This window comes from Moorella sp. E308F (assembly GCF_006538365.1).
Lineage (GTDB): Bacteria > Bacillota > DSM-521 > Neomoorellales > Neomoorellaceae > Neomoorella.
Window position 1 is genome coordinate 958,262 of sequence record NZ_BJKN01000001.1, and the last position, 26,008, is coordinate 984,269.

At 56.7% G+C, this 26,008-nt stretch carries 25 protein-coding genes; 22 read left to right on the top strand and 3 right to left on the bottom strand.

Annotation, left to right across the window (positions count from 1 at the left end; genetic code table 11):
• Window positions 1-7: 7 nt before the first annotated feature.
• The 6 genes from murJ to E308F_RS04845 all read left to right on the top strand — a co-directional run bounded on the left by murJ (window position 8) and on the right by E308F_RS04845 (window position 6,087).
• On the top strand, window positions 8-1,609 hold the full coding sequence (gene murJ / locus E308F_RS04820) for a murein biosynthesis integral membrane protein MurJ (RefSeq protein ID WP_141263783.1): 1,602 nt from the start codon (window positions 8-10) through the stop codon (window positions 1,607-1,609).
• An 82-nt stretch (window positions 1,610-1,691) separates the two neighbouring features.
• Complete coding sequence (gene fabZ / locus E308F_RS04825) at window positions 1,692-2,123, top strand: 3-hydroxyacyl-ACP dehydratase FabZ (protein ID WP_141263784.1); 432 nt, start codon at window positions 1,692-1,694, stop codon at window positions 2,121-2,123.
• Window positions 2,124-2,297: 174 nt separating this feature from the next.
• The gene (locus E308F_RS04830; protein ID WP_141263785.1) at window positions 2,298-3,347 is read left to right on the top strand and encodes a glycosyltransferase family 4 protein; all 1,050 of its coding nucleotides are present in this window, start codon (window positions 2,298-2,300) and stop codon (window positions 3,345-3,347) included.
• Between the two features lie 10 nt (window positions 3,348-3,357).
• Window positions 3,358-3,597: a hypothetical protein gene (locus E308F_RS04835; RefSeq protein WP_172613454.1), complete on the top strand. Its 240-nt coding sequence runs from the start codon at window positions 3,358-3,360 to the stop codon at window positions 3,595-3,597.
• 227 nt (window positions 3,598-3,824) lie between these two features.
• Window positions 3,825-4,589, top strand: coding sequence for a DUF421 domain-containing protein (locus E308F_RS04840; protein WP_141263787.1), 765 nt, complete (start codon window positions 3,825-3,827; stop codon window positions 4,587-4,589).
• Window positions 4,590-4,671: 82 nt separating this feature from the next.
• A complete protein-coding gene (locus E308F_RS04845) occupies window positions 4,672-6,087 on the top strand; it encodes a phosphoglucomutase/phosphomannomutase family protein (RefSeq protein WP_141263788.1) in 1,416 nt (471 codons plus the stop codon).
• Here E308F_RS04845 and E308F_RS15725 read toward each other — a convergent pair.
• Entirely contained in the window at window positions 6,077-6,241 is a 165-nt protein-coding gene (locus tag E308F_RS15725; RefSeq protein ID WP_172613453.1) for a hypothetical protein, read from the bottom strand. The genes E308F_RS04845 and E308F_RS15725 overlap by 11 nt on opposite strands.
• Window positions 6,242-6,295: 54 nt before the next feature.
• On the opposite strand from E308F_RS15725, the gene E308F_RS04850 reads away from it, so the two are divergent.
• From E308F_RS04850 to E308F_RS04925, 16 genes are all read left to right on the top strand, one after another.
• Window positions 6,296-6,790 (top strand): hypothetical protein, encoded by a 495-nt coding sequence (locus E308F_RS04850; protein ID WP_141263789.1) that lies wholly within the window; start codon window positions 6,296-6,298, stop codon window positions 6,788-6,790.
• Window positions 6,791-6,803: 13 nt separating this feature from the next.
• The gene (locus E308F_RS04855) at window positions 6,804-7,874 is read left to right on the top strand and encodes a sensor domain-containing diguanylate cyclase (RefSeq protein WP_141263790.1); all 1,071 of its coding nucleotides are present in this window, start codon (window positions 6,804-6,806) and stop codon (window positions 7,872-7,874) included.
• Between the two features lie 77 nt (window positions 7,875-7,951).
• The gene (locus tag E308F_RS04860; RefSeq protein ID WP_172613826.1) at window positions 7,952-9,754 is read left to right on the top strand and encodes a helicase-related protein; all 1,803 of its coding nucleotides are present in this window, start codon (window positions 7,952-7,954) and stop codon (window positions 9,752-9,754) included.
• Between the two features lie 13 nt (window positions 9,755-9,767).
• Window positions 9,768-10,493 carry a ComF family protein gene (locus tag E308F_RS04865; protein WP_141263791.1) on the top strand — a complete coding sequence of 242 codons (726 nt, stop codon included), beginning with the start codon at window positions 9,768-9,770 and terminating at the stop codon, window positions 10,491-10,493.
• A 277-nt stretch (window positions 10,494-10,770) separates the two neighbouring features.
• Entirely contained in the window at window positions 10,771-10,968 is a 198-nt protein-coding gene (locus E308F_RS04870; RefSeq protein ID WP_054936189.1) for a cold shock domain-containing protein, read from the top strand.
• Window positions 10,969-11,085: 117 nt separating this feature from the next.
• On the top strand, window positions 11,086-11,610 hold the full coding sequence (gene hpf / locus E308F_RS04875) for a ribosome hibernation-promoting factor, HPF/YfiA family (RefSeq protein ID WP_141263792.1): 525 nt from the start codon (window positions 11,086-11,088) through the stop codon (window positions 11,608-11,610).
• A 144-nt stretch (window positions 11,611-11,754) separates the two neighbouring features.
• Window positions 11,755-12,453 carry a hypothetical protein gene (locus tag E308F_RS04880; RefSeq protein WP_216364446.1) on the top strand — a complete coding sequence of 233 codons (699 nt, stop codon included), beginning with the start codon at window positions 11,755-11,757 and terminating at the stop codon, window positions 12,451-12,453.
• A 128-nt stretch (window positions 12,454-12,581) separates the two neighbouring features.
• The gene (gene secA / locus E308F_RS04885) at window positions 12,582-15,269 is read left to right on the top strand and encodes a preprotein translocase subunit SecA (RefSeq protein ID WP_172613827.1); all 2,688 of its coding nucleotides are present in this window, start codon (window positions 12,582-12,584) and stop codon (window positions 15,267-15,269) included.
• A gap of 307 nt (window positions 15,270-15,576) precedes the next feature.
• Window positions 15,577-16,684 (top strand): peptide chain release factor 2 gene (prfB, locus tag E308F_RS04890; protein ID WP_141263795.1). Its coding sequence is split into 2 segments (ribosomal slippage): window positions 15,577-15,645 and window positions 15,647-16,684, totalling 1,107 coding nucleotides; the frame shifts between segments, so codons are not numbered across the junction.
• A 151-nt stretch (window positions 16,685-16,835) separates the two neighbouring features.
• A complete protein-coding gene (locus E308F_RS04895; RefSeq protein ID WP_141263796.1) occupies window positions 16,836-18,227 on the top strand; it encodes a radical SAM protein in 1,392 nt (463 codons plus the stop codon).
• 42 nt (window positions 18,228-18,269) lie between these two features.
• Window positions 18,270-18,941, top strand: a complete 672-nt coding sequence (locus tag E308F_RS04900; protein WP_141263797.1) for a hypothetical protein — start codon at window positions 18,270-18,272, stop codon at window positions 18,939-18,941.
• 59 nt (window positions 18,942-19,000) lie between these two features.
• A complete protein-coding gene (locus tag E308F_RS04905; protein WP_141263798.1) occupies window positions 19,001-20,665 on the top strand; it encodes an ABC1 kinase family protein in 1,665 nt (554 codons plus the stop codon).
• A 52-nt stretch (window positions 20,666-20,717) separates the two neighbouring features.
• Complete coding sequence (locus tag E308F_RS04910; protein WP_141263799.1) at window positions 20,718-20,969, top strand: 4Fe-4S dicluster domain-containing protein; 252 nt, start codon at window positions 20,718-20,720, stop codon at window positions 20,967-20,969.
• 89 nt (window positions 20,970-21,058) lie between these two features.
• Window positions 21,059-21,907: a YitT family protein gene (locus E308F_RS04915; RefSeq protein WP_373995948.1), complete on the top strand. Its 849-nt coding sequence runs from the start codon at window positions 21,059-21,061 to the stop codon at window positions 21,905-21,907.
• Window positions 21,908-21,993: 86 nt separating this feature from the next.
• Window positions 21,994-22,809 carry a transketolase gene (locus tag E308F_RS04920; protein ID WP_141263801.1) on the top strand — a complete coding sequence of 272 codons (816 nt, stop codon included), beginning with the start codon at window positions 21,994-21,996 and terminating at the stop codon, window positions 22,807-22,809.
• 22 nt (window positions 22,810-22,831) lie between these two features.
• Window positions 22,832-23,782, top strand: a complete 951-nt coding sequence (locus E308F_RS04925; RefSeq protein WP_141263802.1) for a transketolase family protein — start codon at window positions 22,832-22,834, stop codon at window positions 23,780-23,782.
• Window positions 23,783-23,985: 203 nt separating this feature from the next.
• On the opposite strand, the gene E308F_RS04930 is transcribed toward E308F_RS04925, so the two are convergent.
• Both E308F_RS04930 and E308F_RS04935 read right to left on the bottom strand, forming a co-directional pair.
• Window positions 23,986-25,413, bottom strand: coding sequence for a sigma-54 interaction domain-containing protein (locus E308F_RS04930; RefSeq protein WP_141263803.1), 1,428 nt, complete (start codon window positions 25,411-25,413; stop codon window positions 23,986-23,988).
• 118 nt (window positions 25,414-25,531) lie between these two features.
• Entirely contained in the window at window positions 25,532-25,789 is a 258-nt protein-coding gene (locus E308F_RS04935) for a TIGR04076 family protein (RefSeq protein ID WP_141263804.1), read from the bottom strand.
• Between the last annotated feature and the right edge of the window lie 219 nt (window positions 25,790-26,008).

The following is a 26,008-nucleotide window of genomic DNA, read 5'->3' on the forward strand; positions in this document are numbered from 1 at the left end:
AGAGAAAATGGCAGCAAAAAGTAACGGCAAGTATGCCCGGGTACCGGCAGGGACACCGGTGGCCCGCATGGCCAAGGCGGCGAGTATCGTCCTGCTCTTGAACCTGTTGAGCCGGGTGCTGGGTTTTGTCCGGGATGCCAGCATTGCCGCCCGTTTTGGCGCCGGCCCGGCTACCGACGCCTATCTGGTAGCCTATACTATTCCTTTTTTCCTCCAGACCATCCTGGGGATGGCCTTTGTCACGGTGATGGTGCCGGTTGTGACTGCTTACCTGGTCCGGGATGACCGCGACCAGGCCTGGGCAATAGCCAGCGCTGTCGGCAACTGGACGTTTTTAATCATGACCCTGCTGGCGGCGGCAGGTGCCGGCCTGGCTCCCTGGCTCGTCCAGGTCCTGGCCCCCGGATTTGCGGGGCCTGTTTATGACCTGACGGTGAAACTTACACGCATCATGTTCCTCTCCTTACCCTTTATGGGTACAGGGATGCTCATCAGCGGCATTTTAAACGCCGGCTATATCTTTACCTCCCCGGCCCTGGCACCGGCGGTCAGCAACCTGGTCATCATTGCTACCGTAGTCCTGGCCGGGCAAGCCTTTGGCATTACCGGGCTGGCCGTAGGGACAGTCTTAAGCTTTGCCGCTTACCTGGCTATACAGTTACCCGATTTACCGCGTTTGCAGTTCCGTTACTCGTGGCGCTTGCTCTCCCATCATCCGGCAGTTAAGAGAATAGGCCGCAACTTGTTACCGGTATCTTTGAGCCTGGCAGTGGTCCAGCTGTACCTGGCCACAAACCGCTTTTTTGCCTCCCGGCTGGCAGCGGGGAGTATTACGGCTCTGGACTTTGGTAATCGTCTGGTAACTTTACCCCTGGGCATCTTTGTGGCCAGCGTTACTACGGCTGTTTTTCCTTCTCTGGCCGAGCAGGCGGCCCGGCAGGATCGCCGGGAAATGGCCCACCTGGTTGATCGGGGCCTGGGGCTGGTGGCCCTGACTATCATGCCGGCGGCTGCCGGGCTCATTGTCCTCCGGGAACCCCTGGTGCGGCTGGTTTTTGAGCGGGGGGCCTTTGATCCCCGGGCGACGACCATGACGGCTGTTGCAGTTTTATTTTATTCCCTGGGCCTCCTGGCCCAGGCCATGCACCCCATCCTGACCCGGGCCTTTTATGCCCTCCAGGAGGTAGTCGTTCCGGTAACGACTGGCCTTTTCTCCGTGACGTTAAATATCATTTTCAGCTACCTGCTGGTACCGTACCTGGGACATGGCGGCCTGGCCCTGGCCAATTCCCTGGCTGCCAGCCTCTATTCTCTATTGCTTTACCTGGCCCTGTACCGCCGCCTGCCGGAGCTAAAGGCGGCTGCCCTGCTGGGCTCTACGCTGCGCACCGGCATGGCAGCCGTAGGAATGGGCCTGCTGGTTTGGCTGGCCGGGAGGGGCCTGGGTGTATTTGCCTGGTCACAATCCCTGCTGGGATTATTTATCCGGTTAACCGGATTAATAGCCGCCGGAGTTTTCCTCTTTTGGGGATTAGCCCTGTTATTACGGATTGAAGAGGTCAATCTCATCAGCTTTATGCTCCGCCGCCGGCTGCACAGGTTTTTTTAGACAAGCAGGAATATGGGGATAAATGGCGAATAAAACCAAGTAATATTGTCTAAATCAAAAAACCTAAAAGCGAAGTGACGTCATGGACCTGACGGCAATACAGAAAGTATTACCGCACCGCTATCCATTTTTGCTGGTTGACCGCATTCTGGCAGTAGAGGCAGGTCGGCGGGCGGTAGGCCAAAAAAACGTCAGCGGCAACGAATGGTATTTTAGCGGCCATTTTCCCGGGCAGCCGGTAATGCCCGGGGTTTTAATCATGGAGGCCCTGGCTCAGGTTGGAGCGGTGGCCCTTTTGAGCCTTCCCGAATTCCAGGGGCGGGTGGTCCTTTTTGGCGGCATGGACGGGGTTCGTTTCCGCCGCCAGGTAGTCCCGGGTGATGTGTTAAGGCTGGAGACGGAGATTATCAAGCTCAAAGGACGGGTAGGCAAAGGCTACGGCCGCGCCTGGGTGGGGGAAGAGATGGCGGCGGAAGGTGAGCTGCTTTTTGCTGTAGGCGAAAAGATAGAGTAGGGAGCTATTTCAGAGTAACCCTTCACGGCGGCACGCCGCCGCCCTGGGTGACCCAGCACTCAACTTGCAACACCTATGACAAACGAGTTGCGTGCTGGGCGCTCCTTAGGGGTTTTGGTACGGGTGTGACTATGCTAGCCTGCGGGAGAGTTATTTTCGGAGGAGGAACCGAAGGTGAATATCCTGGCCCTTGCTCTAGCGGGGGTAATTAGTTTTTTGCTTACACCTTTACTTTGCCGGGTGGCGCCCCGCCTGGGGGCCGTCGATAAACCCGATGCCCGTAAAGTTCACCGTACTCTCATGCCCCGGCTGGGAGGCGTGGCCATCTACGCCGGTTTCCTGGCGGCCTTTTACCTGCTCGGTTACCATGGCGAGAAATACCTGGGCCTCTTGCTGGGCGGTACCTTTATCATGCTGGTGGGGCTGGTCGATGATATTAAAAATATAAGTCCCAGGCTGAAATTAATGGGGCAAATTGTCGCTGCAGCCATCCTGGTAGCCTTCGGCGTGCGGGTGGAATTTCTCACCAACCCCTTTGACGGGCTTTTTATCCTGGGCAAACTGGCCATTCCCGTAACTATTTTTTGGATAGTAGGCGTTACCAATGCTTTAAACCTGGTGGACGGCCTGGATGGCCTGGCCGCCGGGACTTCCTTTATCGCCGCCGTGACCATTGCCATGGTGGCCTGGCTTAACGGGGAAGTAGTAGTAGCCCTTCTTTCCCTGGCCCTGGCGGCCAGTGTGCTGGGCTTTTTGCCCTTTAACTTTCACCCGGCACGGATTTTCATGGGAGACAGCGGTTCTATGTTTTTGGGCTTCAACCTGGCGGCCCTGGCTACCATCGGCCTGACCAAGAGCGCGACAGTGGTTTCCCTGTTTGTGCCGGTAGTCATCTTAGGTTTGCCCATCCTGGACACCACCCTGGCCATTATCCGGCGCTTTCTCAACCACCAGCCCATCTTTGCCCCCGACAAAGGCCACCTGCATCACCGCCTGCTGGCCCAGGGTTTAACCCAACGCCAGGCCGTTGGTGTCATCTACCTGGTGGATGCCTGCCTGGGGGGCAGTGCTGTGCTCCTTACCAGGCTGGCCACGGATCAGGGCATGCTTATCCTGGTGGGCCTGGCCGTGATAATCCTGGTGGGTTGCGATAAACTGGGGGTCCTTGGTAGAAGGCACCTCACCAGGGTTAAGGCCCGGCATAATTCTTTACACATACTGTAGGGGCAAGGTGATGGCTGTGCGCAACTATTATTTAGTCGTTGTTGTTCTCCTCCTGGCTCTGGCCCTCGGCCTGGCGGGCAGCGCCGGCGCGACGGCCTCTACGGCCGGACTGCAGGCCGACCCGGTAGTTACCCGGAGTTACGTCCAGGAAGTCGTCGACAGCCGCTTAGCACCCCTGCAGCAAGAAATTGAACGGGCGCAACAACGTCTGGCCGCCCTGCAGCAACGGGTAAATAACCTGGTGCCGTAGAACGGCACTGGCGGTCGCGAGCTTAAACTCGCGGCCTTTTTGCATTTATGGAGCTTATTGGGAAATAATACGGAAATGAAGTCTTGGAATAACGGGGGAATACAGATGAACGACTTGCTCATTGAGGCGCTCTTAATCTTGGCTTTTATCGTGGCCGGCATTGGCCTCCTTTTTTATCTCCACAAGCGGGAATTACTCTAAACTTACTTTAGTTAGGGGGGGAATTCATGGAGTACCTCGAGGTATTTCTCCAGACCATCCTGGCCTTTGCGGCCATCCTGATCTACACCCGGATTCTCGGCAAACAGCAGATTGGCCAGCTGACTTTTTTTGAGTACATTAACGGCATCACCTTTGGCAGTATAGCTGCCGTGCTGGCAACCGATACAGATCCCAAACGGACAGGAATTCACTTCCTGGGCCTTACCCTTTTTGCTTTCCTTACCTGGGTAGCCGGTTATGCCGTTATGCTAAGCCGCCCAGCCCGCAAGCTTATTTCCGGTGAACCTACTGTAGTCGTGCATAACGGAAAAATCCTGGAAGGAAATATGAAAAAAATGCGGTATAATTTTGATGAGCTGGCCATGCAGCTGCGGCAAAAAAATGTATTTGATATTGCTGATGTTGAATATGCTATTCTGGAGCCTGACGGCGACCTGAGCGTTTTGCTGAAATCCCAGAAACGCCCCCTGACACCGGCTGACCTCCAGCTGCCGACTCAGTACGAGGGGATACCGACGGAACTGATTATGGATGGGGAGATCCTCTTCCAGAACCTGAAGCAAAATAAACTGGATGAAAAGTGGCTCATCCAGCAGCTCCAGGCCCAGGGTGTCCAGGATATCAGCCAGGTTGACTATGCCGTTTTGAGGAGCGACGGCTCCCTGTATGTCAATATGAAAGAAGACGACATTGTCAACCCGGTGGATATCACCGACGCCCCGGAAAGCCCGGTGAAGCAGGAGAAGGAAGAACAGGATAGGCCCTCCTAAAGCCTCAGGCCGCTTCCGCGAGGATCTGGGGCGTGCCGGACAATGCCAGCCTGTGACAAAGTTATTTTCGGAGGTGGTAGTATTGACCATCAAATTTGGTACTGATGGATGGCGGGCCATCATCGCCGAGGAATTCACGTTTGCCAATGTCCGCCTGGTTACCCAGGCCGTCGCCAATTACCTGCAGAGCGAGAAAGGGCAGGGGGAAGTCGTTATCGGTTTTGATAACCGCTTCCTGGCCCCGGAATTTGCCGCTGCTGCAGCCGAAGTATTGACGGGCAACGGTTTTACCGTTTACCTGCCTTCCCGGGCCGTACCAACGCCGGTGACGGCCTGGGCTATTAAAAAGTATGGGGCTTTAGGAGCATTAATGCTTACGGCCAGCCATAACCCCCCTGCTTACTCCGGGCTCAAGTTTATACCCGATTATGCCGGGCCGGCCGTGCCGGCGATTACTGAAGCTATTGAAAAAGAAATAGCGGCTGTAATGGCTGGAGGTAATATTAAACGCCTGGAACTGGCTGAGGCCCGGCAAAGGGGGCTGGTAAAGGAACTGGACCCCCGAGAAGCCTATCTTGAATACCTGCAGGGTCTGGTTGATGTAGCAGCCATCAAGCAGGCCAGGTTAAAAGTTGTCGTCGACCCCCTGTATGGCGCGGGGCTCGACTATCTGGATGAATTTTTGCAGCGGGCCGGCTGCCAGGTACATACCCTCCATAACTACCGTGACCCCCTTTTCGGCGGTTCCCTGCCGGATCCCAGCGCCCGCGGCTTAAGCGAGCTGGCCTGGCAGGTCCGGGAAACGGGAGCCGACCTGGGGCTGGCCCTGGACGGCGATGCCGACCGCTTCGGCGTTGTCGACGGGGACGGTACTTACTTTACGGCCAATGAAGTCCTTTACCTGGTCCTGGCCCACCTGCTCTTCCACCGGCAATACCGGGGACCGGTAGCCCGGACGGTTGCTACCACCCACAACCTGGATCGCCTGGCCGCGGCCCATGGCCTGAAAGTTATTGAGACTCCGGTGGGGTTTAAGTATATCGGTGAGGCCCTGAGGAAGCATGATTGTATCCTGGGGGGCGAGGAGAGCGGGGGATTAAGCATCCGCGGCCACATCCCGGAAAAGGACGGCATTCTGGCCACGGCCCTGGTTGCCGAGCTGCGGGCCGTCCAGGGACGCAGCCTTAAAAGTATCCTGGCGGATTTACAGGAACGCCACGGCCGGCTGGTCAGCCGGCGGCTGGACCTGAAGGTAGCGCCGGAGGTCAAAGCGCGGGTTTTAAAGGAACTGCCGGATTTTACCCCGGCCAAGATTGCCGGCATGCCGGTGACCGGGCGCCTGGCAGTTGACGGGGTTAAATTCCTTCTGGCTGACGGCAGCTGGGTCTTGCTGCGGCCGTCGGGTACGGAGCCCCTCCTGCGGTTGTATGTGGAGGCGCCCGACGACGAGCGCCTCCATCTCCTCCAGGAAGACATAATTTCCGCCCTTAAGCTTTAAAGTATCTGTTATATTCGTCGGCCGAAAGTTCCCGGTAACAGCTGGGACATAATGCCCCTTTACCAGGAACTTCTACGGCATTTTCCAGGCCGAAGCGCTCCATAAAGCTTAAAGAAGCGCCGCAGCGCAGGCAGGCATCGCTGGCGGCCGGCATCAAGGTCACCTCCTTTCACCACAGGCTGCCCCTGCCGCATAAGATAGAGCAGGGGTGAGTGACGTGGGCTACCAGGCACCGGTAATCTTGCTGGCAGCTGTCATGTTACTGGTCTTAGTCTATGGTTTGTTCTGGTGGCGGCAAAAAGAATTAACCTTAACCTATCCCTCACTGGCACTCCTGGTGGGTAACCAGGAAGATTTTCTCGAAGGCCTCCTGCGGCGGTTCTGGTGGTGGTGCTACTGGTACGGTTTGCCCTGGAGGCTAGTGGTAATTATCGATGCGCAGGCTCAGGCGTCTCTTGCTATCTTGCACTATTTTTTTTATCCCTATCCCTTTTTGCGAGTAATTTGCGCCCGGGAAAAAGGGCTTTTAACGTGGGAATTTTCGACTGGCTCTGGCGGTCGGCAGGCGCACTTTTTAGATATTCGGACAGAAAAAGATTTTAACTCTACCTGGACCAGGATTTACCGGGCCTGCCTAAAAAATAAATTGACGGAAGGAAAAAATAAACCTGATGGCGAAATAGACAGCCAGAGTCAAGTTTAAGGAGAGCGGTTTCATGGACGAAGGGCGCAGCCGGGAGGGGTGGCTGGCGGGTTTAACCCTGACGGTAGGAGGGGTACTTTTAACCCTGGCAGGTCCACCGGGCCCGGCTGTCTGGTGGGGTTTAAGCTGGAGTATAATCAACGGTCTGGTCCTGGTAACCGGAACCTTTTTTAGGAGCCGGCAGGGGCAGTTCTTCCTCCTGGGAGTCAACCTCGTCCTGGCCGGCAGCTGGTTATTTGCCGGGGGCGGGGCGGGTACCCCTCTTTTTCCTTTCCTGCTGCTTTTGCCCCTGCTAGTGCCCCTTTACCTGGGCCAGAAGCAGGTTGTTGTTGCAGGCCTGGTGATGGTTCTATTTCTTGGACTGTACTGGTATATTAAGGCTGGGCTGCCATTAAACAGCCATTCTCTGGCCCTCTGGGGAGGCTGGATTACCCTGGCAGGCTTTTGCTCTTTTGCCTGGCTCAAAATACTCGATGAAGCTTTTAAGGTTTCTTCCCTCCAGGCTGAGGTGGACCACTGGCACCGGGAATATAAACGCTCCCTTTCCCAGCTGGCTGCTGTGGAGCTAATGGCCGTGACCGACGACTTGACCGGGCTTTTTAATTATCGCTACTTTGAGCAGAGCCTGGAGCGGTTGTTAAGTCCCCAGCAACAGCTGCGGTCCCTGGCTGTTTTAATGATAGATATCGATCATTTCAAAGAAATCAATGATTCTTTCGGCCACCTGGTTGGCAACAGGGTACTGGTGGAGTTGGCGGCCATTTTAAAAGAACATACCCGGGAACAGGATATTGTTACCCGTTTCGGCGGCGAAGAATTTGCCATTATTTTGCCCGGTACCGACTACCGGGGAGCCCTTCAGGTGGCGGAAAGGATACGCCGGGCCATAGCTGAGCATAGCTTCAATAAAGCAGGGGCGCCCGTTCGTCTGACAGTAAGTACTGGCATAGCCATCTGGCCTGAAGACGGGCTCAATAAGGAGGAACTGGTCGCCCGGGCCGATCTCGCCCTTTACCAGGCCAAGACTACGGGGCGCAACAGCGTCTACCCGTACCGTATGCTTAAAGCCGAAGCCGGGCCGTAACCCTGCTTGGTTTGAAGGAACCTGTGACAGGATTATTTTCGGAGGAATCACTTCAGGTTATTTCCGAGGAGGTGGGGATGACTGTGGAGGGGAGTTATACCCCGGTTTTTTACTGGCAGGGATTTGTATACCTGGCCTGGGGAGACCGGTCCGGCCGGGTGGGGATCAGCCATAACCCCGGGCTGGACCGTACTTTCTGGCTGCAATACGGCTACCGGCAGTTTTCGTTGTTAACGCCGCCATTACCCCTGGGTACGGCGGCTTTTTTATGCGAATGGCTGCAGCGCTATCTGCCTTTAAATGGAGAGCCGCCGTGGCAGGAGGCCAGGGCCCTGATAAACAAAGCCCGGTTGAAACTGGGCCTGCCTCCCTGGCCTTTCCCGGTTAATGATTTGCCCGCCCCCCGCCCGGCACCGGCGCAAGCAGAGCTGGCCCTGGTGCAAAAAAAACTGGCCGGCCGGATCCTCTGGCGGGAAGAAATAGCCATGGCCCTGGCGGAAAATAAAGGGGTAGTAACTACTCCCCTGGAAGACCTTCTTCACTGGCTCTACCTGGCGGGGGAGGTAACCCTCCTGCCGGGAGTTGGTTATGACCCCAATGGTGAGCCCCGCTGCCGGCGTTGTGGTCAGGCCTCCAGGTTATTAAAGGTAGCCTGCAGTGCCTGCGGGAGTGGGGACTGCCTTGTCTGTGAAGGGTGCCTTACCATGGGACAGGCCCGCCGTTGCCGCCCCCTGTATGCCCGTCCCTGGCCGGCCCGGCGGGCAACGGGAAGGCCCGGCCGGGAGGCCCGTCCCCGGCTCAAGTTTACCCTGACACCGGCCCAGGTGGACGCCTGCCGGGAAGCAGAAAACTTTGTTTTCCAAGGAAGGGAAAAGGAGTGTTTACTCTGGGCCGCCTGCGGCGCCGGTAAAACGGAGGTGGCCTGCGGGACTATTGCCGCGGCTTTGAGCCTGGGGAAAACCATTCTTTATGCCTGTCCCCGCCGGGAGATTATCCGGGAGCTGCAGGTACGGCTAACATCTATCTGGCCGGAGCTGCGTATCCTTGCCCTCTATGGCGGGAGTTCGGGTAAATTCGGCGAGGCCGACATTATCCTGGCTACCACCCACCAATCCTTACGTTTTTACCGTCGTTTTGACCTGGTAATTCTCGATGAAGTCGATGCCTTTCCCCTGTCCGAAGACCCCATGCTTTATTATGCTGTTGAACGGGCCCGCCGGGAAGACGGCCAGGCCCTATTATTGACGGCTACCCCACCGCCCGGGCTGATAGCCCGGGTGAGGCGCCGGCAGGTCAAGGTGATTTATCTGCCGGCCAGGCACCACGGCCATCCCCTGCCTGTACCGGAGTTCCTCCGGGACCCTTTTTTAAGCCAGCCTGGAGCCAGGCATCTCCCTCGCTTCCTGGTCAATTGTTTGGACCAGACCCTGGCGGAAAAGGCCCGGCTCATTATCTTTGTCCCGGCTGTTAAACTGGTAGAAGAAGTGGTTGCCTGGCTCTTACAGGAACGCCCGGGGCCGGACCCCAACCGGCCCTGGGTACAGGGTTGTTATGCCGCCCACCCCAGGCGGGATGCAATTATCGCCGCCTTTCGCCGGGGAGAGTTTCCCGTGCTGGTGGCGACTACTGTTATGGAGCGGGGGATTACTATTCCTCGCCTTAATGTCCTGGTCCTTTATGCCGATGAAGAAAGGGTTTTTACTGTCAATACCCTGATCCAGATGGCCGGGCGGGCCGGGCGCTCGTCGGCCTATCCCACCGGCCGGGTATGGTTTCTGGCCAGGCGCATTAGCCCGGCCATGGCCGCAGCCCGCCGCCAGATCCAGGAGTTCAACCATCTCGCCCGCCGGCGGGGTTACTTACTGGCTGATGAGAAGTGAGGGGAGGCGTCTTATGCTTTTCTCCTGGCTCTTTCCCCGGTCTAAATCCTGCGTCTGGTGCGGCCGGCCGGCCCCCGGGGGATGCTTTTGTACCGCCTGCCGGCAGCAGCTCCTGGCCTGGCGGCAGCACTACCGTCCCTGCCTTTACTGCGGCCGCCTCCTGCCGCTGGGAAAGGAGACGACCTGTCGCCAGTGCCGGGAGGAATTGCCCCCCTTCCAGAGGGCCCGGGCTGCGGGCCCTTACCAGGGGTTATTGAAAGAAATGATCTGGGCCTTCAAGTACCAGGGTCGCCGCTCCCTGGCCAACCCCCTGGGACGCCTTTTAGCCGGGGTAGTTGTCAGGGAACTGGGGTCGGGACGTCCTGACCTGGTAATTCCGGTCCCCCTCACCGGTGCCCGCCTGCGGATGCGGGCTTTTAACCAGGCTGAGCTCCTGGCTTTGGCCCTGGGGCAGGAGCTGGGCCTGCCGGTTGACGGGGATGTAATGTCCAGGATCAGGGAAACGGCGCCCCAGGTCAACCTTTCCCGGAGGTCCAGGTGGCAGAATTTAGCCGGCGCTTTCCAGGTAACAGCACCGCGTAAAATAACAGGCCGCCGTTTGCTCCTGGTGGATGATGTCCTGACCACCGGGGCAACGGCCAGCGCCTGTACCCATGCCCTGCTGGCTGCCGGAGCCGCCGGTGTGGCTGTAGTTACCCTGGCTACGGGGATCGAAAATCTTCCCTGCTTTTCAGCATAGATAGTCATAGCGAATGCTTATATCGACAAAATTTTAGGCCTTCCACATTTCCTTCCACAGTTCCAGGGCAGAGATTGCAACTTATTAACAGAGTTATCCACTTTATCCACAGGTTTAGGGATTAAAAAACAAGCTTACGAAAGTAGGTTTCGACAACCAAAATATGGCAAATTCTTTTGAGAATGATTTGACAGCCAACTATAACCATGTTAAGATGGAATTGCTTGAGGGTGCTCCCGGCCTCAAGGGAGAATATTTTAGGAGGAATGCTGACAGGATGTTGGGCAAGGTTAAATGGTTTAGCCCGGAGAAAGGTTACGGTTTTATTGAGAAGGAAGACGGCAAGGACGTCTTCGTACATTTCTCCGCCATCCAGGGTGAAGGTTTTAAGACCCTCGCTGAGGGGCAGGCGGTGGAATTTGATATTGTCGAAGGACCCCGCGGTCCCCAGGCAGCCAATGTGATTAAACTGTAGCCTACCAGGCCCCGGCTTGTGCCGGGGCCTTGCTGGTATTTTAAGGGCAGGAGGCAGGAATTTGCCTTCCTGTCAGGAATAATATCTATACGGACCAGAAAGGAGTGCTTGTGAAGGATGAAGATCGTCATCCGCGGCAAAAACTTTCCGGTAACCGACGCCTTAAAACAGTATATCGAAAAAAGGTTGGGCAAAATTCAGCGGTACCTGGAAGGAGTGGATGAGGTCCAGGTTAATCTATCAGTGAATCGGGACTCCCATGTTGTGGAAGTAACTATTCCCCTCAATGGCTACCTGCTGCGGGGGGAAGAGGCTACCGGTGACATGTACGGGTCTGTTGACCTGGTAGTAGAAAAGCTGGAAAAGCAAATTGAAAAATATAAAACCAAACTGGCCAGGAAGCTGAAGAACGGCACCATAAAGGAGCTACCGGCCGAAAATCCAGAAGAAGTCACTCCCGAGCCGAAATTAATCAGGACCAAGCGCTTTCCCATCAAACCCATGCCGGTGGAAGAAGCCATCCTGCAGATGAACTTGTTGGGACATAATTTCTTTGTATTTTCCAATGCGGAAACGGAAGAGGTTAACGTCCTTTACCGCCGCCGGGATGGTAACTACGGTTTAATTGAGCCGGAATATTGATACAATAACAAAAGAAATCTGGTGATTTTGGGAGATATTGGTCGCAAATTAACAATATCTCTCTTTTTTGTCCGTACTTTTCCCTTTTTTAGCAGGGAATTTTATCCCGCCCGCGAATTATAGATCCGGAAACTAGAGAAATAGGTGAGGGATTTGGCGGAGGCGAAGCAGGCACCGGGGGTTGCCGCTTATGAAAGGGTAATCTGCCAGATAAAGGATGTCCTGGGGGCGCGGCTGGTAACAGCTCCAGATGGGACTATCAGTGAAATACATATCATGACCGCTAGCAACCGTAATCCCAAACAAATTGTCCGCGACGTAGAATCGGCCCTTCTTATTCAGCTGGGAGTTACCGTCGACCATAAAAAGATCAGTGTAGTCCAGGTAGAGGGACGGGAGTTAACGGGAGAGGTGGCTGAAGATAAGGCCCCTTACCGAGCAACATGTATACCCCTGCGCGTTGTGAGCATAAATCTCTTTACCCGGGGACTGGAAGCCGAGGCAACAGTTGAACTGGAAGCCGGCCTTGGTGGTGCTATCTACCAGGGGTATGCCTGCGGGCCCAATACGCCGGCGCGCCATCTCTGGCTGGTGGCAGATGCTACCCTGAATGCCATTGAAAAGTCGAGCTGCGGCATGTGGCATCTGGCCCTGGAAGATCTACTGCTGGTGGAAGTAGCCCATCGCCGGGCCGTCGTGTGCGTTACTGTTTTAGTTAGCCAGGCAGGATATGAATACCTGGCCGGTGTGGCCCTGGTTAAAGAGGATGACCGCCAGGCTGCCGCTGAGGCTATCTTGAAGGCCCTTAAGTGCCGCTCCTGTGGATACAGGCCGGCAGGGTAAAAATTCCGAAGGCGAGGCCAAACCTTAATTGCTCCTGGGCCCGATTCATGTTACAATATAGACGATAAGGTTTATCCTTTATGGAAAGGAACCGCTATGGTTCCTTTTGTATTGAGGTGACGAAATTAATGCTGGGAATATTGCGTAATCTGCTTGATGATAATGCCCGGGAGATAAAAAAATTAAGCCGTCAGGTCGAGGTTATCAACGCCCTGGAGCCGGAAATACAGGCCCTTGCGGACAACGACCTCCAGGCCAAAACGGCCGAGTTTCGCCGCCGGCTGGACAACGGCGCCAGCCTGGATGAACTGCTGCCGGAGGCCTTTGCCGTGGTCAGGGAAACCTCAAGGCGGGTCCTGGGCCAGCGTCACTTTGATGTCCAGCTCATGGGTGGAATTGTCCTCCACCAGGGTCGCATTGCCGAAATGAAGACCGGAGAAGGAAAAACCCTGGTGGCCACCCTGCCCGCCTACCTCAACGCCCTCACCGGACGTGGGGTGCATATTGTCACCGTCAACGACTACCTGGCCCGGCGGGACAGCGAGTGGATGGGCCGTATTTACCGCTTCCTGGGGCTGAAGGTAGGCCTGATTGTCCACGGTCTGGACGCGGCCGCCAGGCGGGAAGCCTATGCCGCCGATATAACCTACGGCACCAACAACGAGTTCGGTTTTGACTACCTGCGGGACAATATGGCCCTGCATCCTGAGGAGATGGTCCAGCGGGAGCTGAATTATGCCATTGTCGACGAGGTGGACAGCATTTTAATCGACGAGGCCCGTACGCCCCTCATTATTTCCGGCATGGCCGAAAAGCCCACGGAAATGTATTATACCGTGGCCAGGATCATACCCCGTTTAAGGCCGGGAATAGATTATACAGTGGACGAAAAGGCCAAAGTAGCCACCCTGACGGAAGCCGGGGTGGCCAGGGTGGAAGAAATGCTGGGGGTGGACAACCTCTACGACGATGCCAATATCGAGCTTTCCCACCACGTCAACCAGGCCCTCAAAGCCCACACCTTGATGAAAAGGGATCGGGATTACGTGGTCAAGGACGGCCAGGTTATTATCGTCGATGAATTTACCGGGCGCCTCATGTTCGGCCGGCGCTACAGCGAAGGCCTGCACCAGGCCATTGAAGCCAAGGAAGGCGTCAAGATTGAACGGGAGTCCCAGACCCTGGCGACCATCACCTTCCAGAACTACTTCCGGATGTACCGTAAACTTGCCGGCATGACGGGCACGGCAGCCACAGAGGAAGAAGAGTTCCGGAAGATTTACAACCTGGATGTGGTGGTGATTCCCACCAATAAGCCTATGATCCGCAAGGATTACCCTGATGTCGTCTACCGGACGGAAAAGGGTAAATTCGAGGCGGTAGTAAACGAGATCTGCGAGCGGCATGCTAAAGGGCAGCCTGTGCTGGTGGGTACCATTTCTATTGAAAAATCAGAACGCCTGAGCGAGATGCTAAAAAAGCGGGGCATACCACACCAGGTACTGAACGCCAAGTACCATGAAAAGGAAGCCGAGATTATTGCCCAGGCCGGCCGGCTGGGCGCGGTGACCATTGCCACCAACATGGCCGGCCGCGGTACCGACATCATCCTGGGAGGCAACCCGGAGGCCCTGGCCAAAGAAAGGATGCGGAAGGCCGGTTTTAGCCCGGAAGTGATTGCCGCGGCAACCGGGTTTAAAGTGGAAGGAGAAGACCCGGAGGTAGAGGCGGCCCGCCGGGCCTACCAGGAGTTCCTGGCCCAGGCCCAAAAGGAGACAGAAGCCGAACGGGAAAAAGTCGTGGCCCTGGGAGGTCTCCACATTATCGGCACCGAGCGCCATGAAAGCCGGCGCATTGACAACCAGCTGCGCGGCCGCGCCGGCCGCCAGGGCGATCCCGGCTCCAGCCGCTTTTACGTCTCCCTGGAAGACGACTTGATGCGCCTCTTCGGCTCCGATAGTTTAACCGGGATTCTTGACCGCCTGGGGATGGATGACACGACACCCATCGATCACCCGCTGGTGTCCCGCTCCCTGGAGCAGGCCCAGAAAAAGGTGGAGGCCCATAACTTTGACATCCGCAAGCACGTCCTGGAATATGACGACGTCATCAATAAGCAGCGGGAGATTATTTACCGCCAGCGGCGGGAAGTTTTAACCGGCGCGGACCTGCGCCCAACTATTGAAGACATGATTAACACCGTCGTAGACCGGACCGTCGACCGCTTTGCCGGCGAGAGCAAGTACCCCGAAGAGTGGGACCTGGCCGGCATGCTGGACTACGCCGAACAGCTCTTTTTACCCAACTGCAACCGCGAGGCGCTAATCCAGGCCATCCGGGAAATGGAAAAGGAAGAAGTCTACGGGTTCTTAAGGGAAAAGGCGATGGAGGCCTACCGGCAGCGGGAAGCAGAACTGGGTCCGGAAAATTTGCGCACCATTGAGCGCCTGGTTCTCTTGAGGGTAGTGGACATCAAGTGGATGGATCACCTGGACGCCATGGACCAGCTGCGCCACGGCATCGGTCTCAGGGCCTACGGCCAGCAGGATCCCCTGGTAGCCTACAAGTTTGAGGCCTACCAGATGTTTAACGACATGATTGCCTCCATCCAGGAAGACGTCGTCCGCTATCTCTACCGGGTCAAGGTTGTCCAGCCGGAGACCGAACGGCCCCGTCACGTGGTAGAAAACCGTTATGCCGGAGAAGAAACAGGGCCGCGGCAGCCGGTGCGCCGGGAGCAAAAGATCGGCCGCAACGACCCCTGCCCCTGCGGCAGCGGCAAAAAATACAAAAAGTGCTGCGGGGCAGGGAAGTGAGGGGCTGGCTTTATTTTCGCTCGCTCCGTGGCCCTTGTGGAGCGCCCAGCACTCAACTTATTTGTAATAGGTGTCTCTTCGCTAACAAAACCTTTGCGAGTTGAGTGCTGGGTCAGCCTTCGGCTCGGGCGGGGTTCCCGGCCTATTCGGCATCCTTGCCTTTAGAATCCGGCCGAAGGCCTCGCTGTCCTCGGCCCCGCCCTCGCTCTCCGGCACAGCCTGCGGCCGCTTTGCCACTCGGTTTAAGCTCGCTCGCTCCAAATTAAAGCCTTCCCGTCAAAAAATAGTTTTCTAGAGGTGATCAGCCATGCTACAGGACTATAAAGGCCGCCTGGAGGATTTAGCCCGGCGGCTGGAAGAATTGAGGGTTTCCCTTTGACCTGGAAGCAGCAGCGGCAGAAATAGAGCGCCTGGAAAAAGAGATGCTTAAACCCGGCTTCTGGGAAGACCGGGGACGGGCCGAGGCTGTGGGCAAACGCCTCAACTACCTTAAAGAGAAACTGGCCCGGTACCAGGAACTGGAGAGGAAATACACCGACGTCCGTGAACTCTGGCAGCTGGCCCTGGCCGAAGAAGATACTTCCATGGAGGAAGAGATCGCCAAAGAACTGGCGGCCGTGGAAAGCCAGGTAGAAAAAGAGCTCCTGGCCACCCTTTTGAACGGCCGCTATGACAGCCACAATGCCATCCTCTCCCTGCATCCCGGTGCCGGGGGCACGGAATCCCAGGACTGGGCCGCCATGCTCCTCAGGATGTACAACCGCTGGGCCGAAGATCATGGCTACCAGGTGGAACTCCTGGATTACCTGGAAGGGGAGGAGGCGGGGATTAAAAGCGCCACCATCCTCGTCAAGGGCGAGAATGCCTATGGCTATCTCCAGGCCGAGAAGGGCGTCCACCGCCTGGTGCGTATTTCACCCTTTGACGCCGCCGGTCGCCGGCATACTTCCTTTGCCTCCGTCGACGTTATCCCCGAGGTGACGGCCGATGAGGAAGTGGTCATTAATCCCGACGATTTAAAGATCGATACCTTTCGCTCCCAGGGTGCCGGTGGCCAGCACGTCAACAAGACGGATTCGGCGGTGCGCATTACCCACCTGCCCACGGGCATAGTCGTTACCTGCCAGAACGAGCGTTCTCAGCACGCCAACCGCCTTGCAGCCATGAAAATCCTCCAGGCCAAGCTGGCGGCCCTGAAACGCCAGGAGCAGGAGGAGGAGCTGGCCCGGATCCGGGGTGAGCAGCGGGAGATAGCCTGGGGGAACCAGATTCGTTCCTACGTCTTTCACCCCTACAGCCTGGTCAAGGATCACCGTACCGAGGTGGAAACAGGCAACATCCAGGCCGTCATGGATGGCCAGCTTGACCCCTTTATCCACGCCTATTTACATTGGCAGCGGCGCCAGAATGGCTAAAAGCCCGGCTTTTAAAGCCGGGCTTTTACCTTGACATGGCGGGCGGTTTAGTGTACGATGAAATTGGGTCATTTGGGTCTTTTGGGTATAATATTTGGGTTTCTGGGCATTGCTAAAGGAAACTATACCAGGAAAGGAGAGGGGTTAAGTAATGGTCGCTGTGCGTGCCAACCTGGACCTGGCCAAAAGGTACGTGGCCGAAAAAGTTTTACGGGAAGCCTTCGGTTACATGGAAAAAAATCCAGAAGAGAATTTCCCCCGCCTCTTACATGTGGCCCGGATGCTGGCCCGGAAAGAGGTACATAAGCAGCAGATCGCCAAAGTCTTGGAGGCTTACCGGCAAAACCCCAGCATCCACGCCTATGTGAACCGCCTTTTTAACCTGCACCCCAATGTCAAGCAGCGCCTTATTTACAACTGGTTTGTCAACGCCATGCTCCTGGGTATCCCTCGCCAACAGCAGGTGGAAAAGGAGACGGGGGTCCATATCCCCAATTTTTTCCTTCTGGACCCCACCAGCGACTGCAACCTGCGCTGCCACGGCTGCTGGGCCGGGGAGTATGCCCACCATGACAGCCTGGAACTGGACCTGGTGGACCGCCTCTGCCGGGAGGCCAAAGAAGTGGGCATCTACTGGATGGCCATGTCCGGGGGCGAACCCTTCCGCTGGCCCCACCTCTTTGAACTGGCTGAAAGGCACCCGGATATGGCCTTCATGCTCTACACCAACGGTACGTTGATTGATGACGCCGTTGCCGACCGCCTGGTGGAAGTGGGCAACATTACGCCGGCCATCAGCCTGGAAGGGTGGCGGGAACGCACCGACGCCCGCCGGGGTAGAGGCGTCTTTGACCGGGTCATGAAGGCCATGGACGCCTTGAGGGAACGTGGGCTGGTTTTCGGCGTTTCCCTTACCATTACCCGGGAAAACGTCGAGGAAGTGACCAGCGATGCCTTTATTGATTTCCTGCTGGAGAAGGGTGTTGTTTACGGCTGGAGTTTCCACTACATTCCCATCGGCCGGGAACCCAATCCTGAGCTCATGATCACTCCCGAGCAGCGGGCCTACCTGGTGGAGCGCGTGGCCTATATCCGCAACCACAAAGGCCTGCAGCTGGCCGATTTCTGGAATGACGGCGAACTGACCCTGGGTTGCATCGCCGGCGGCCGCCGCTACTTCCATATTACCGCCAGCGGGGATGTAGAACCCTGCGCCTTCATCCACTTCTCCCTGGATAATATCAAAGAAAAAAGTTTAATGGAGGTGCTCCAGTCGCCCCTCTTCCGGGCCTACCAGCAGCGCCAGCCCTTCAGCGATAATTTATTGCGTCCCTGCCCCTTAATCGACGTACCCGGAGCCTTAAGGGAGATCATTGCCGCCACAGGAGCCAGACCTACCCACCCGGGGGCGGAAACGGCCTTAAGCGGACCCATTGGCGCTTACCTGGATACCAATGCCGCTCGCTGGGCCGCAGTTGCCGATAGAATCTGGCAGGAACGCCATCCAGTGGAAGCAGAAAAAGAATTGACAGCCGGGAAATAAAAGGATATGCTGGGGGTAGCAAGTTATGGGAGAGGGACGCCTATGCTTACCAGACGACGAACCCAGTTCCTGGAGAGAATAAGGGAAATCTACCAGGAAACAGGGGAGCCAGTTCATTATATTACCGTAGCTAAAGCTTTGCGGGTCAGCAAGTGGACAGCCTACGATGTCTTGCTGGAGCTGGAGAAGGAAGGTTTCCTGGAACGGCAGTATGTCGTCAACAGTAACGAAAAAACGCCGGGCCGCTCCATGATTATGTTTGTTCCGACCCCCCTGGCCGAAAGTCATGCTACTTTTGCCCTCGACTGGCAGGAGGCCCGCTCCAGGTTGCTGGAAACCTTAAGCAACCTCTTACCCAGGGAGGCCGGTCGGGTGGCGCGGGAACTGTTAGATGAGATGCCCGGCAAGGCCCATCCGGTAATTACCAGCGCCTACACCCTGACTATCCTGCTGGTGTATTTAAAATCCCTGGGGGAAAAGGCCCTGCAGCTGGTGCGCAGTGCCCTCAAAAAAGCGCCGCGACCGGAGGCCGGGCTGCTCCTGGCGACGGGTACGGGATGGGGCCTGGCCGCCAATATGCTGCCCCAGGGTAACCTGGCCGGACAGCTGGCTGCTTATTTAAGCCGCCTCCAGGAGCAGATCGAAAATTTAACCGGCGGCGAGCACAAACTGCTGCTGGATTTTCTTCATGAAGCCCTGGAACGGGCCAGTTAAAAGACAAAGCCCGGTGCTGTATCAGCCCGGGCTTTTAAACTAAATGGAGGCTTAAGCCTATGTCCCTGCGGCGCCGCTATATTCACCTGCACCGTTACCGCCAGGTAGTGAATGTCCTGGCCCGCTATGGTTTTGGCTATCTCCTTGACCAGCTGGGGCTGGGCGAGCTAATCTTAAGGCGACCGCGGCGGGAAGCCCCCATATCTCCGGGAGCGCGCCTGCGTCTGGCCCTGGCCGAACTGGGTCCTACCTTTATCAAGCTGGGGCAAATTTTGAGCACCCGTCCCGACCTTTTGCCACCGGATATCATTGCCGAGCTGGCCCGCCTCCAGGACCGGGTGCCGCCTTTTCCCTTCGCCGAAGTTAAACAGATGGTAGAAAAGGAGCTGGGCCAGCCCCTGGAACAGCTCTTTCACGAATTTGATCCCGAGCCCCTGGCGGCCGCCTCCATTGGCCAGGTGCACCGGGCCACCCTGCCCGGGGGCGACCAGGTCATCGTCAAGGTCCAGCGGCCGGGTATAGCAGAAAAGGTGCGGGTGGACCTGGAAATTCTCTTTGACCTGGCCCGCCTGGCCCAGCGCCATACGGCTTACGGCCAGATCTATGACTTCACCCGGATGGTAGAAGAATTTGCCCGATCCATGGAGGGAGAACTCGATTATACCCGGGAAGGCCGCCATGCCGATCGCCTGCGGGAAAACCTGGCCGGCAACGCCCAGGTCTATATTCCGGCCGTTTACTGGGATTATACCACTGTGCGGGTGCTTACCCAGGAATATGTAGAGGCGGTAAAACTAAACGATCTGGAAGAAATCGACCGGCGGGGTTATGACCGCCGGCGGATAGCCATCAATCTGGCCCGGGCCATTTACCAGCAAATCTTTGTGGATGGCTTTTTCCACGGCGATCCCCACCCGGGGAACCTGGCGGTACTGCCGGGGGAAGTGATTGTCTTCATGGATTTTGGCCTGATGGGGGTTTTAAGCGAGGAGCGCCAGGAGCAGTTTGTCAACCTGATGCTGGGCATCATCCGCCGGCGCAGCCAGGATGTCCTGCGGACCCTTCTGGCCATGGGCGTGGTGCCGGACGGGGTGGATAGGGCTGCCTTGAAGCATGACATTGAAACCCTGCGCGATCGCTATTACCACCTCGCTTTAAGCCAGATCAGCCTGGGCCGGGCCGTTGAAGAGCTGCTCAAGCTGGCCTTCAAATATCGTTTACGCCTGCCGCCGGAACTAACTATGCTGGCCAAGACCCTCATTACCCTGGAAGGCCTGGGTCGGGAGTTGGACCCCACCCTGGAACTGGCCGAGCTGGCCGAGCCCTATGGCCGGGAACTCTTACGTCGGCGCTTCAGCGCCGGGGCCCTCTGGCAGGCCCTGGTTGATAACCTGTCTTTGACCTGGGAGATTTTGCAGCACCTGCCCCGCCAGCTCCAGCATATTGTGGAAATGCTGGAAAGGGGAGAATTAACCCTTAAAATTGAACTCCTCAATTTACGCTCCCTGGTGCGGCAGATTGACCGGATTATTAATAAACTAACCATGAGCGTAGTCCTCCTGGCCTTTAGCATCATCATGGCCAGCCTGATTATCAGTACGGCCCTGGGAGCGCCGGGGAATAGCCTCTTCTTCCGCCTGCCCACCCTGGAGATCGGTTTTGGCGCTGCCGGTTTAATGCTTTTGTGGCTGCTGGCGGCCATGTGGCGGGGTGGCCGTGATTGAATAATGTCTTCTGTAAAGGCGAACAATGGAGGTAAAAAGCGGGGGGATGGCCATGCCTTACAGAATAACCAATGCCTGCATTGCCTGCGGTGACTGCACGGTTGTTTGCCCCCGGCAGGCAATTGTAGAGGACGGCAGTACCCATGGTAACAGCGGCAGCAATTCCCAGGAGAGAGATGCCGACGGGGTTATGACCGGTTCCCCTGGAAATCCGGCCGCTTTTTTCCGGATAACGGCTGACTGTGATCTTTGCGGCTGCTGCCGGGAAGTTTGCCCGGCCGGGGCCATTATCTGGCAGGATTAGGCAGCGGGAGTATGGAGCAGACTAAATTGCTGTTGCCGGGCAGGAAAATGACTTTTTCTGACGAAAAGTAATAACGTTCCAGGGGGTAAGTGGTTTTGCGGCGCAAGGAATGGCTTGACTACCTGGGCATTACAACCGGTACCTTGATTACCGCCCTGGGACTGGTGCTTTTCCTGGTTCCCAATAAAATTGCCGCCGGCGGCGTCAGCGGTCTGGCCACAGTTCTCCATTATGTCTTCGGCTGGCCGGTGGGCCTGACCATGCTGGTCCTCAATATTCCCCTTTTCCTGGCAGGTCTTAAGGTCTTGGGTTGGAACTTCGGCCTCAAGACCCTCTACGGTACCATTATGCTTTCCGTATTTACCGACGCCCTGGCCCTGTGGCTCCATGCGCCTACGGCCAATGCCCTGCTGGCCTCTATTTACGGCGGCCTCATGAGCGGTGTGGGGCTGGGGGTTGTTTTCCGCTCCGGCGGGAGCACCGGTGGTACCGACCTGGCGGCTCTTCTTTTTGGCCATTTTCTCCATATAAGCTCGGGGGTGGGCTTGCTCCTGGTTGATGCCCTGGTAATCAGCCTGGCGGGCCTCACCTTTAATGTAGAACTGGCCCTGTATGCCTTCCTGGCCCTGATTTTAACCAGCCGGGCCATTGATGCCATCCAGGAGGGCGGCGGCTATGCCAAGGCAGCGATTATTATTTCCGATCATGCCGAAACTATAGCCCGGCAGGTAATGGAAGAGCTGGACCGCGGCGTAACCGGCCTGGCTGGCCGCGGCCTTTATACGGGCAAGGAACGGGAAGTTTTACTGGTGGTGGTGCAGCGGTCCGAGGTCAGCCGTCTGAAAAGCCTGGTGGCGGCCATTGACCCGGAGGCTTTTGTCATAGTCAGCAATGTCCATGAAGTTCTGGGCGAAGGATTTCGCCAGTGGCGCAGGTAACGGCGCCGGGAGGGGCCCCTCATGGACGGATAGCGTTCCCCCTCCAGCTTACCCCATCTCAACTTACGCAGGAGGAATGATAACCCTTGCTTAATGATTACCAGGAATTAACAGCCACGGCGCGACGGTTGCGGCGGCATATTATCAGGATGGTAGGCGCGGCCGGTTCGGGCCATCCGGGAGGGTCGTTATCGGCGGTAGAAATTGTGACGGTCCTCTATTTTAAAATCATGCGCCTGGACCCGGCTCGTCCGGACTGGCCGGAGCGGGACCGGTTTGTCCTTTCCAAAGGCCATGCCGCCCCGGTCCTTTACGCCGCCCTGGCGGAAAGGGGCTTTTTCCCGCTTGAGAAGATCACCACCCTGCGCCAGCTGGGCAGCCCCCTGCAGGGCCACCCGGACCGTAAGGCCCTACCGGGAGTGGAGGTTTCCACCGGCTCCCTGGGCCACGGTCTGGCGGTAGCCAACGGCATGGCCCTGGCCAGCCGCCTGGACGGACGGGATTACCACGTCTATGTCCTCCTGGGCGACGGCGAGCTGGAAGAAGGCATGGTCTGGGAAGGGGCCATGGCCGCCGCCCACTATCGCCTGGACAACCTGACGGCCATTGTCGATCACAATCATCTCCAGATTGACGGCCGGGTAGAAGACGTCATGTCGCCGGAGCCGGTGGCCGATAAATTCCGCGCCTTCGGCTGGGAAGCAAAGACCATTGACGGCCACGATTTCAGCCAGATCCTGGCCGCTTTTGAATGGGCGCGGGAAGTGAAGGGCAAACCGGCGGTAATTATTGCCGAAACCATCAAGGGTAAAGGGGTCAGCTTCATGGAAAACGAAGCCGGGTGGCACGGCAAGGCCCCCAAGCCCGAAGAAGTAGAAAAAGCCCTGGCCGAGCTGGCCTAAAATTTAGCGGAGGAAGATATATATGACCAAGATTGCTACGCGGGAAGCCTACGGCAAGGCCCTGGTGGAACTGGGACGGCAGAACGAACAGGTGGTAGTCCTGGATGCCGATTTATCCAAGTCCACCATGACGGCTTATTTCGCCAAAGAATTTCCCCAGCGCTTTTTCAATATGGGCATTGCCGAGCAGAGCCTCATGGGCACGGCCGCCGGCCTGGCCTTGAGCGGCAAGATCCCCTTCGCCAGCACCTTTGCCGTCTTTGCCGCCGGCCGGGCCTACGACCAGGTGCGGAACGGCATCGCCTATCCCAAAGTAAATGTTAAGATCGCCGCCACCCACGCCGGCCTCACCGTAGGCGAAGACGGGGCCTCCCACCAGGCCATCGAAGACATCGCCCTCATGCGGGCCGTACCCAACATGACGGTCATTGTTCCGGCCGACGGCGAAGAAACCAGGCAGGCCGTCTTTGCGGCCGCCGCCCACCAGGGGCCGGTATACCTGCGCCTTGGCCGCCCGGCAATACCGGTTATTTATAACGCGGATTATCAATTCCAGATCGGCCGCGCTCATACCCTGCGACAGGGGAAGGATGCGGCCATCATCGCCTGCGGCGTCATGGTCCATGAGGCCTTGAAGGCGGCGGAAGAACTGGCGGCAGCGGGTCTGGAAGTCATGGTCGTCAACATGAGCACCATCAAACCCCTGGACCGGGAGGCTGTCCTGGCGGCGGCGGCCACCGGGGCGGTGGTGACGGCCGAAGAACACACCGTCATCGGCGGTCTGGGGAGCGCCGTGGCCGAGGTCCTGGCCACGGAAAAACCCGTTCCCCTGGCCATGGTCGGCATCCGCGACACCTTCGGCGAGTCCGGCAAGCCGGACGAGCTGATGGCAAAGTATGGCCTGACGGCACGAGACATCGCGGCGGCTGTGAAAAGGTTGAAGGGAAGCGCATCGACATTAAACCGCCCCTGAGGAGGCGGTTTTTACTTTTTGCGCGGGGGCAAAGCGCCCCCCTGGATACCAGGGTAGAGTTGGCGGTCAGTCAAAGTAATATTGATAATTTGGAAAATATAAGGTGTAGGGGCTGGCTTGAGCGGTGAATAATATGAATGCAACGAGGTCTGTTCTTCGTTTGATCGACATGCCGTATACTTTTTCCGGTACTACCAATATACCTATTGTGTCTTCTTCTCCTTGTACGCTTTAAGCTTGCGGTACAGGACGGTCCGGTATATACCCAGCCTTTCTGCGGCCTTACTTATCTTACCCCCGCATTCTTGGAGTACGTATTCGATATACTGTTCTTCAACCTTTTGCAGGACCTCTCTGAGCGTTCCTTCCAACCCCAGGAGCTTGAAAATCCTGTAGGATGCCAGAGCGGGGGATTCGCCGTGGTAATCGGGACGGGGGGTGGTAACGCCTTCGATAGAGGAGTTGATAACCATGCGCTCGATAACATTGCGCAGCTCGCGAACGTTGCCCGGCCAATCGTGGCTCAGGAGGGACTGCAGTCCCTGATAGTCCAACTCACAATCCGCTCCGTATCGGCTGTTAAACTCTTCGAGAAAAGTAAAGGACAGGGCGACAATATCCTCGGGTCTTTCACGTAGAGGGGGCAGGTGAATGGGAAACACGCTCAACCGATAGTAGAGGTCGCTTCTGAACTCACCATTGCGTACCATATCCTCTAGGTTTCTGTTAGTAGCGGCGATTACCCGGACGTTTACACTCCGCACCTGGTTACCCCCAACCCTCCGGACCTCACCGGTTTCGAGGACCCGTAAGAGCTTTCCCTGCAGTCCTATGGGCAGTTCACCGACCTCATCGAGGAACAGGGTGCCTTTATCGGCGCATTCAAACAGCCCTGCTTTACCTTCGGGCTTGGCGCCGGTAAAGGCGCCCTTTTCATATCCGAAGAGCTCGGATTCCACCAGGTGTTCCGGTAAAGCGGCGCAGTTAACGGTGATAAAAGCCTCATTGGCCCGCTTGCTGTGACGATGGATGTATCTTGCCAGTACCTCCTTACCGGTGCCGGTTTCTCCGGTTAAAAGGACGATGGTATCGGTCTGAGCAACCCGATAAGCCTTGAGCAGGACCTGCCGCATGACCGGGCTTTCGGCGATTACCGTCAGGGGCTCTTTTGGCCCATGCGGCAGGCTCATTACGTCCTGCACCTGTCTGGCCCTTTCGCCCGGCTTCTTGCCGAACTTGTCGTCCAAATCAAGGAACTTGCCCGTGGTAAGAATAAGCTTGACTTCGTTGTTTTCGTCCAGGATAGGCGTGCTGGTGCTGAGAAAGGTTAAGTTCAGGCGGGTTCGGACCAGGCCGCTCACGGGGGCCTTCTTTTGAACGGCTTCGAGGGCGTAAGAACGATTATAAATTCCCTTATCCACCAGTTCACGGACATTCGCGCCGATCAACTGGTCTAGAGACATGCCCAATGTCAGGGCGGTAGTTGAGTTGGAGAGCAGTACGGTGCCCGATGGGTCGATAATGAATATCGGGTCCGGCAGTCCTTCGAATACGGCCCGTAGACTGGATTTATTAAGCTCGATGTGATGACCGTCTTTAGAATCCGAACCGAGTAATTCAGGTAATACCATGATGTACCTCTACCACCCCTAAACCGGCCCATCGCCTTATCTCTTGATCCGGGAGTTCGACGTCTGGTTCGAACGGGTTTCCCGTATGGCTGTCAGCCGATGCATTAATCCTCCCGCATTAGCCCTCCCGGCGGAGACTAAAAACTACAGTGGTATTAGGATCGGGACATCCCCATTGCGTGGGTTCACCTTCTTTGGCCCAATAAAAATTACCGTTGTTAAGGAGCACCATGGCTGCAGGGAGGAGAGCGCCAAGGGCCCATGGGCAGAGTTCTGGAGCTCTTTCACGGGTGAAAATAAATTTCTCCCCGACTTTGTGCCCGGCCGAACAATTCCCACCGCGTACCTCTATGATCTCCGCAATCACCTTACTCATGCCGTTTTACCTCCCCCATAAATGTATTGTTATACCCAACACAATAGTATGGGAATATCGCTCTTTCATAGCAACTCCATCGGCATGGTACCGCTCCAAGTACAGTATAGCACATAATAGACGACAACCCAACACCTATTATGTACCTCAAGAGGTACATAATTGCGGAGCGAAGGAGGCATCCGATGAATAATAGTGTTCTCTTTCACGGTCTGGCAT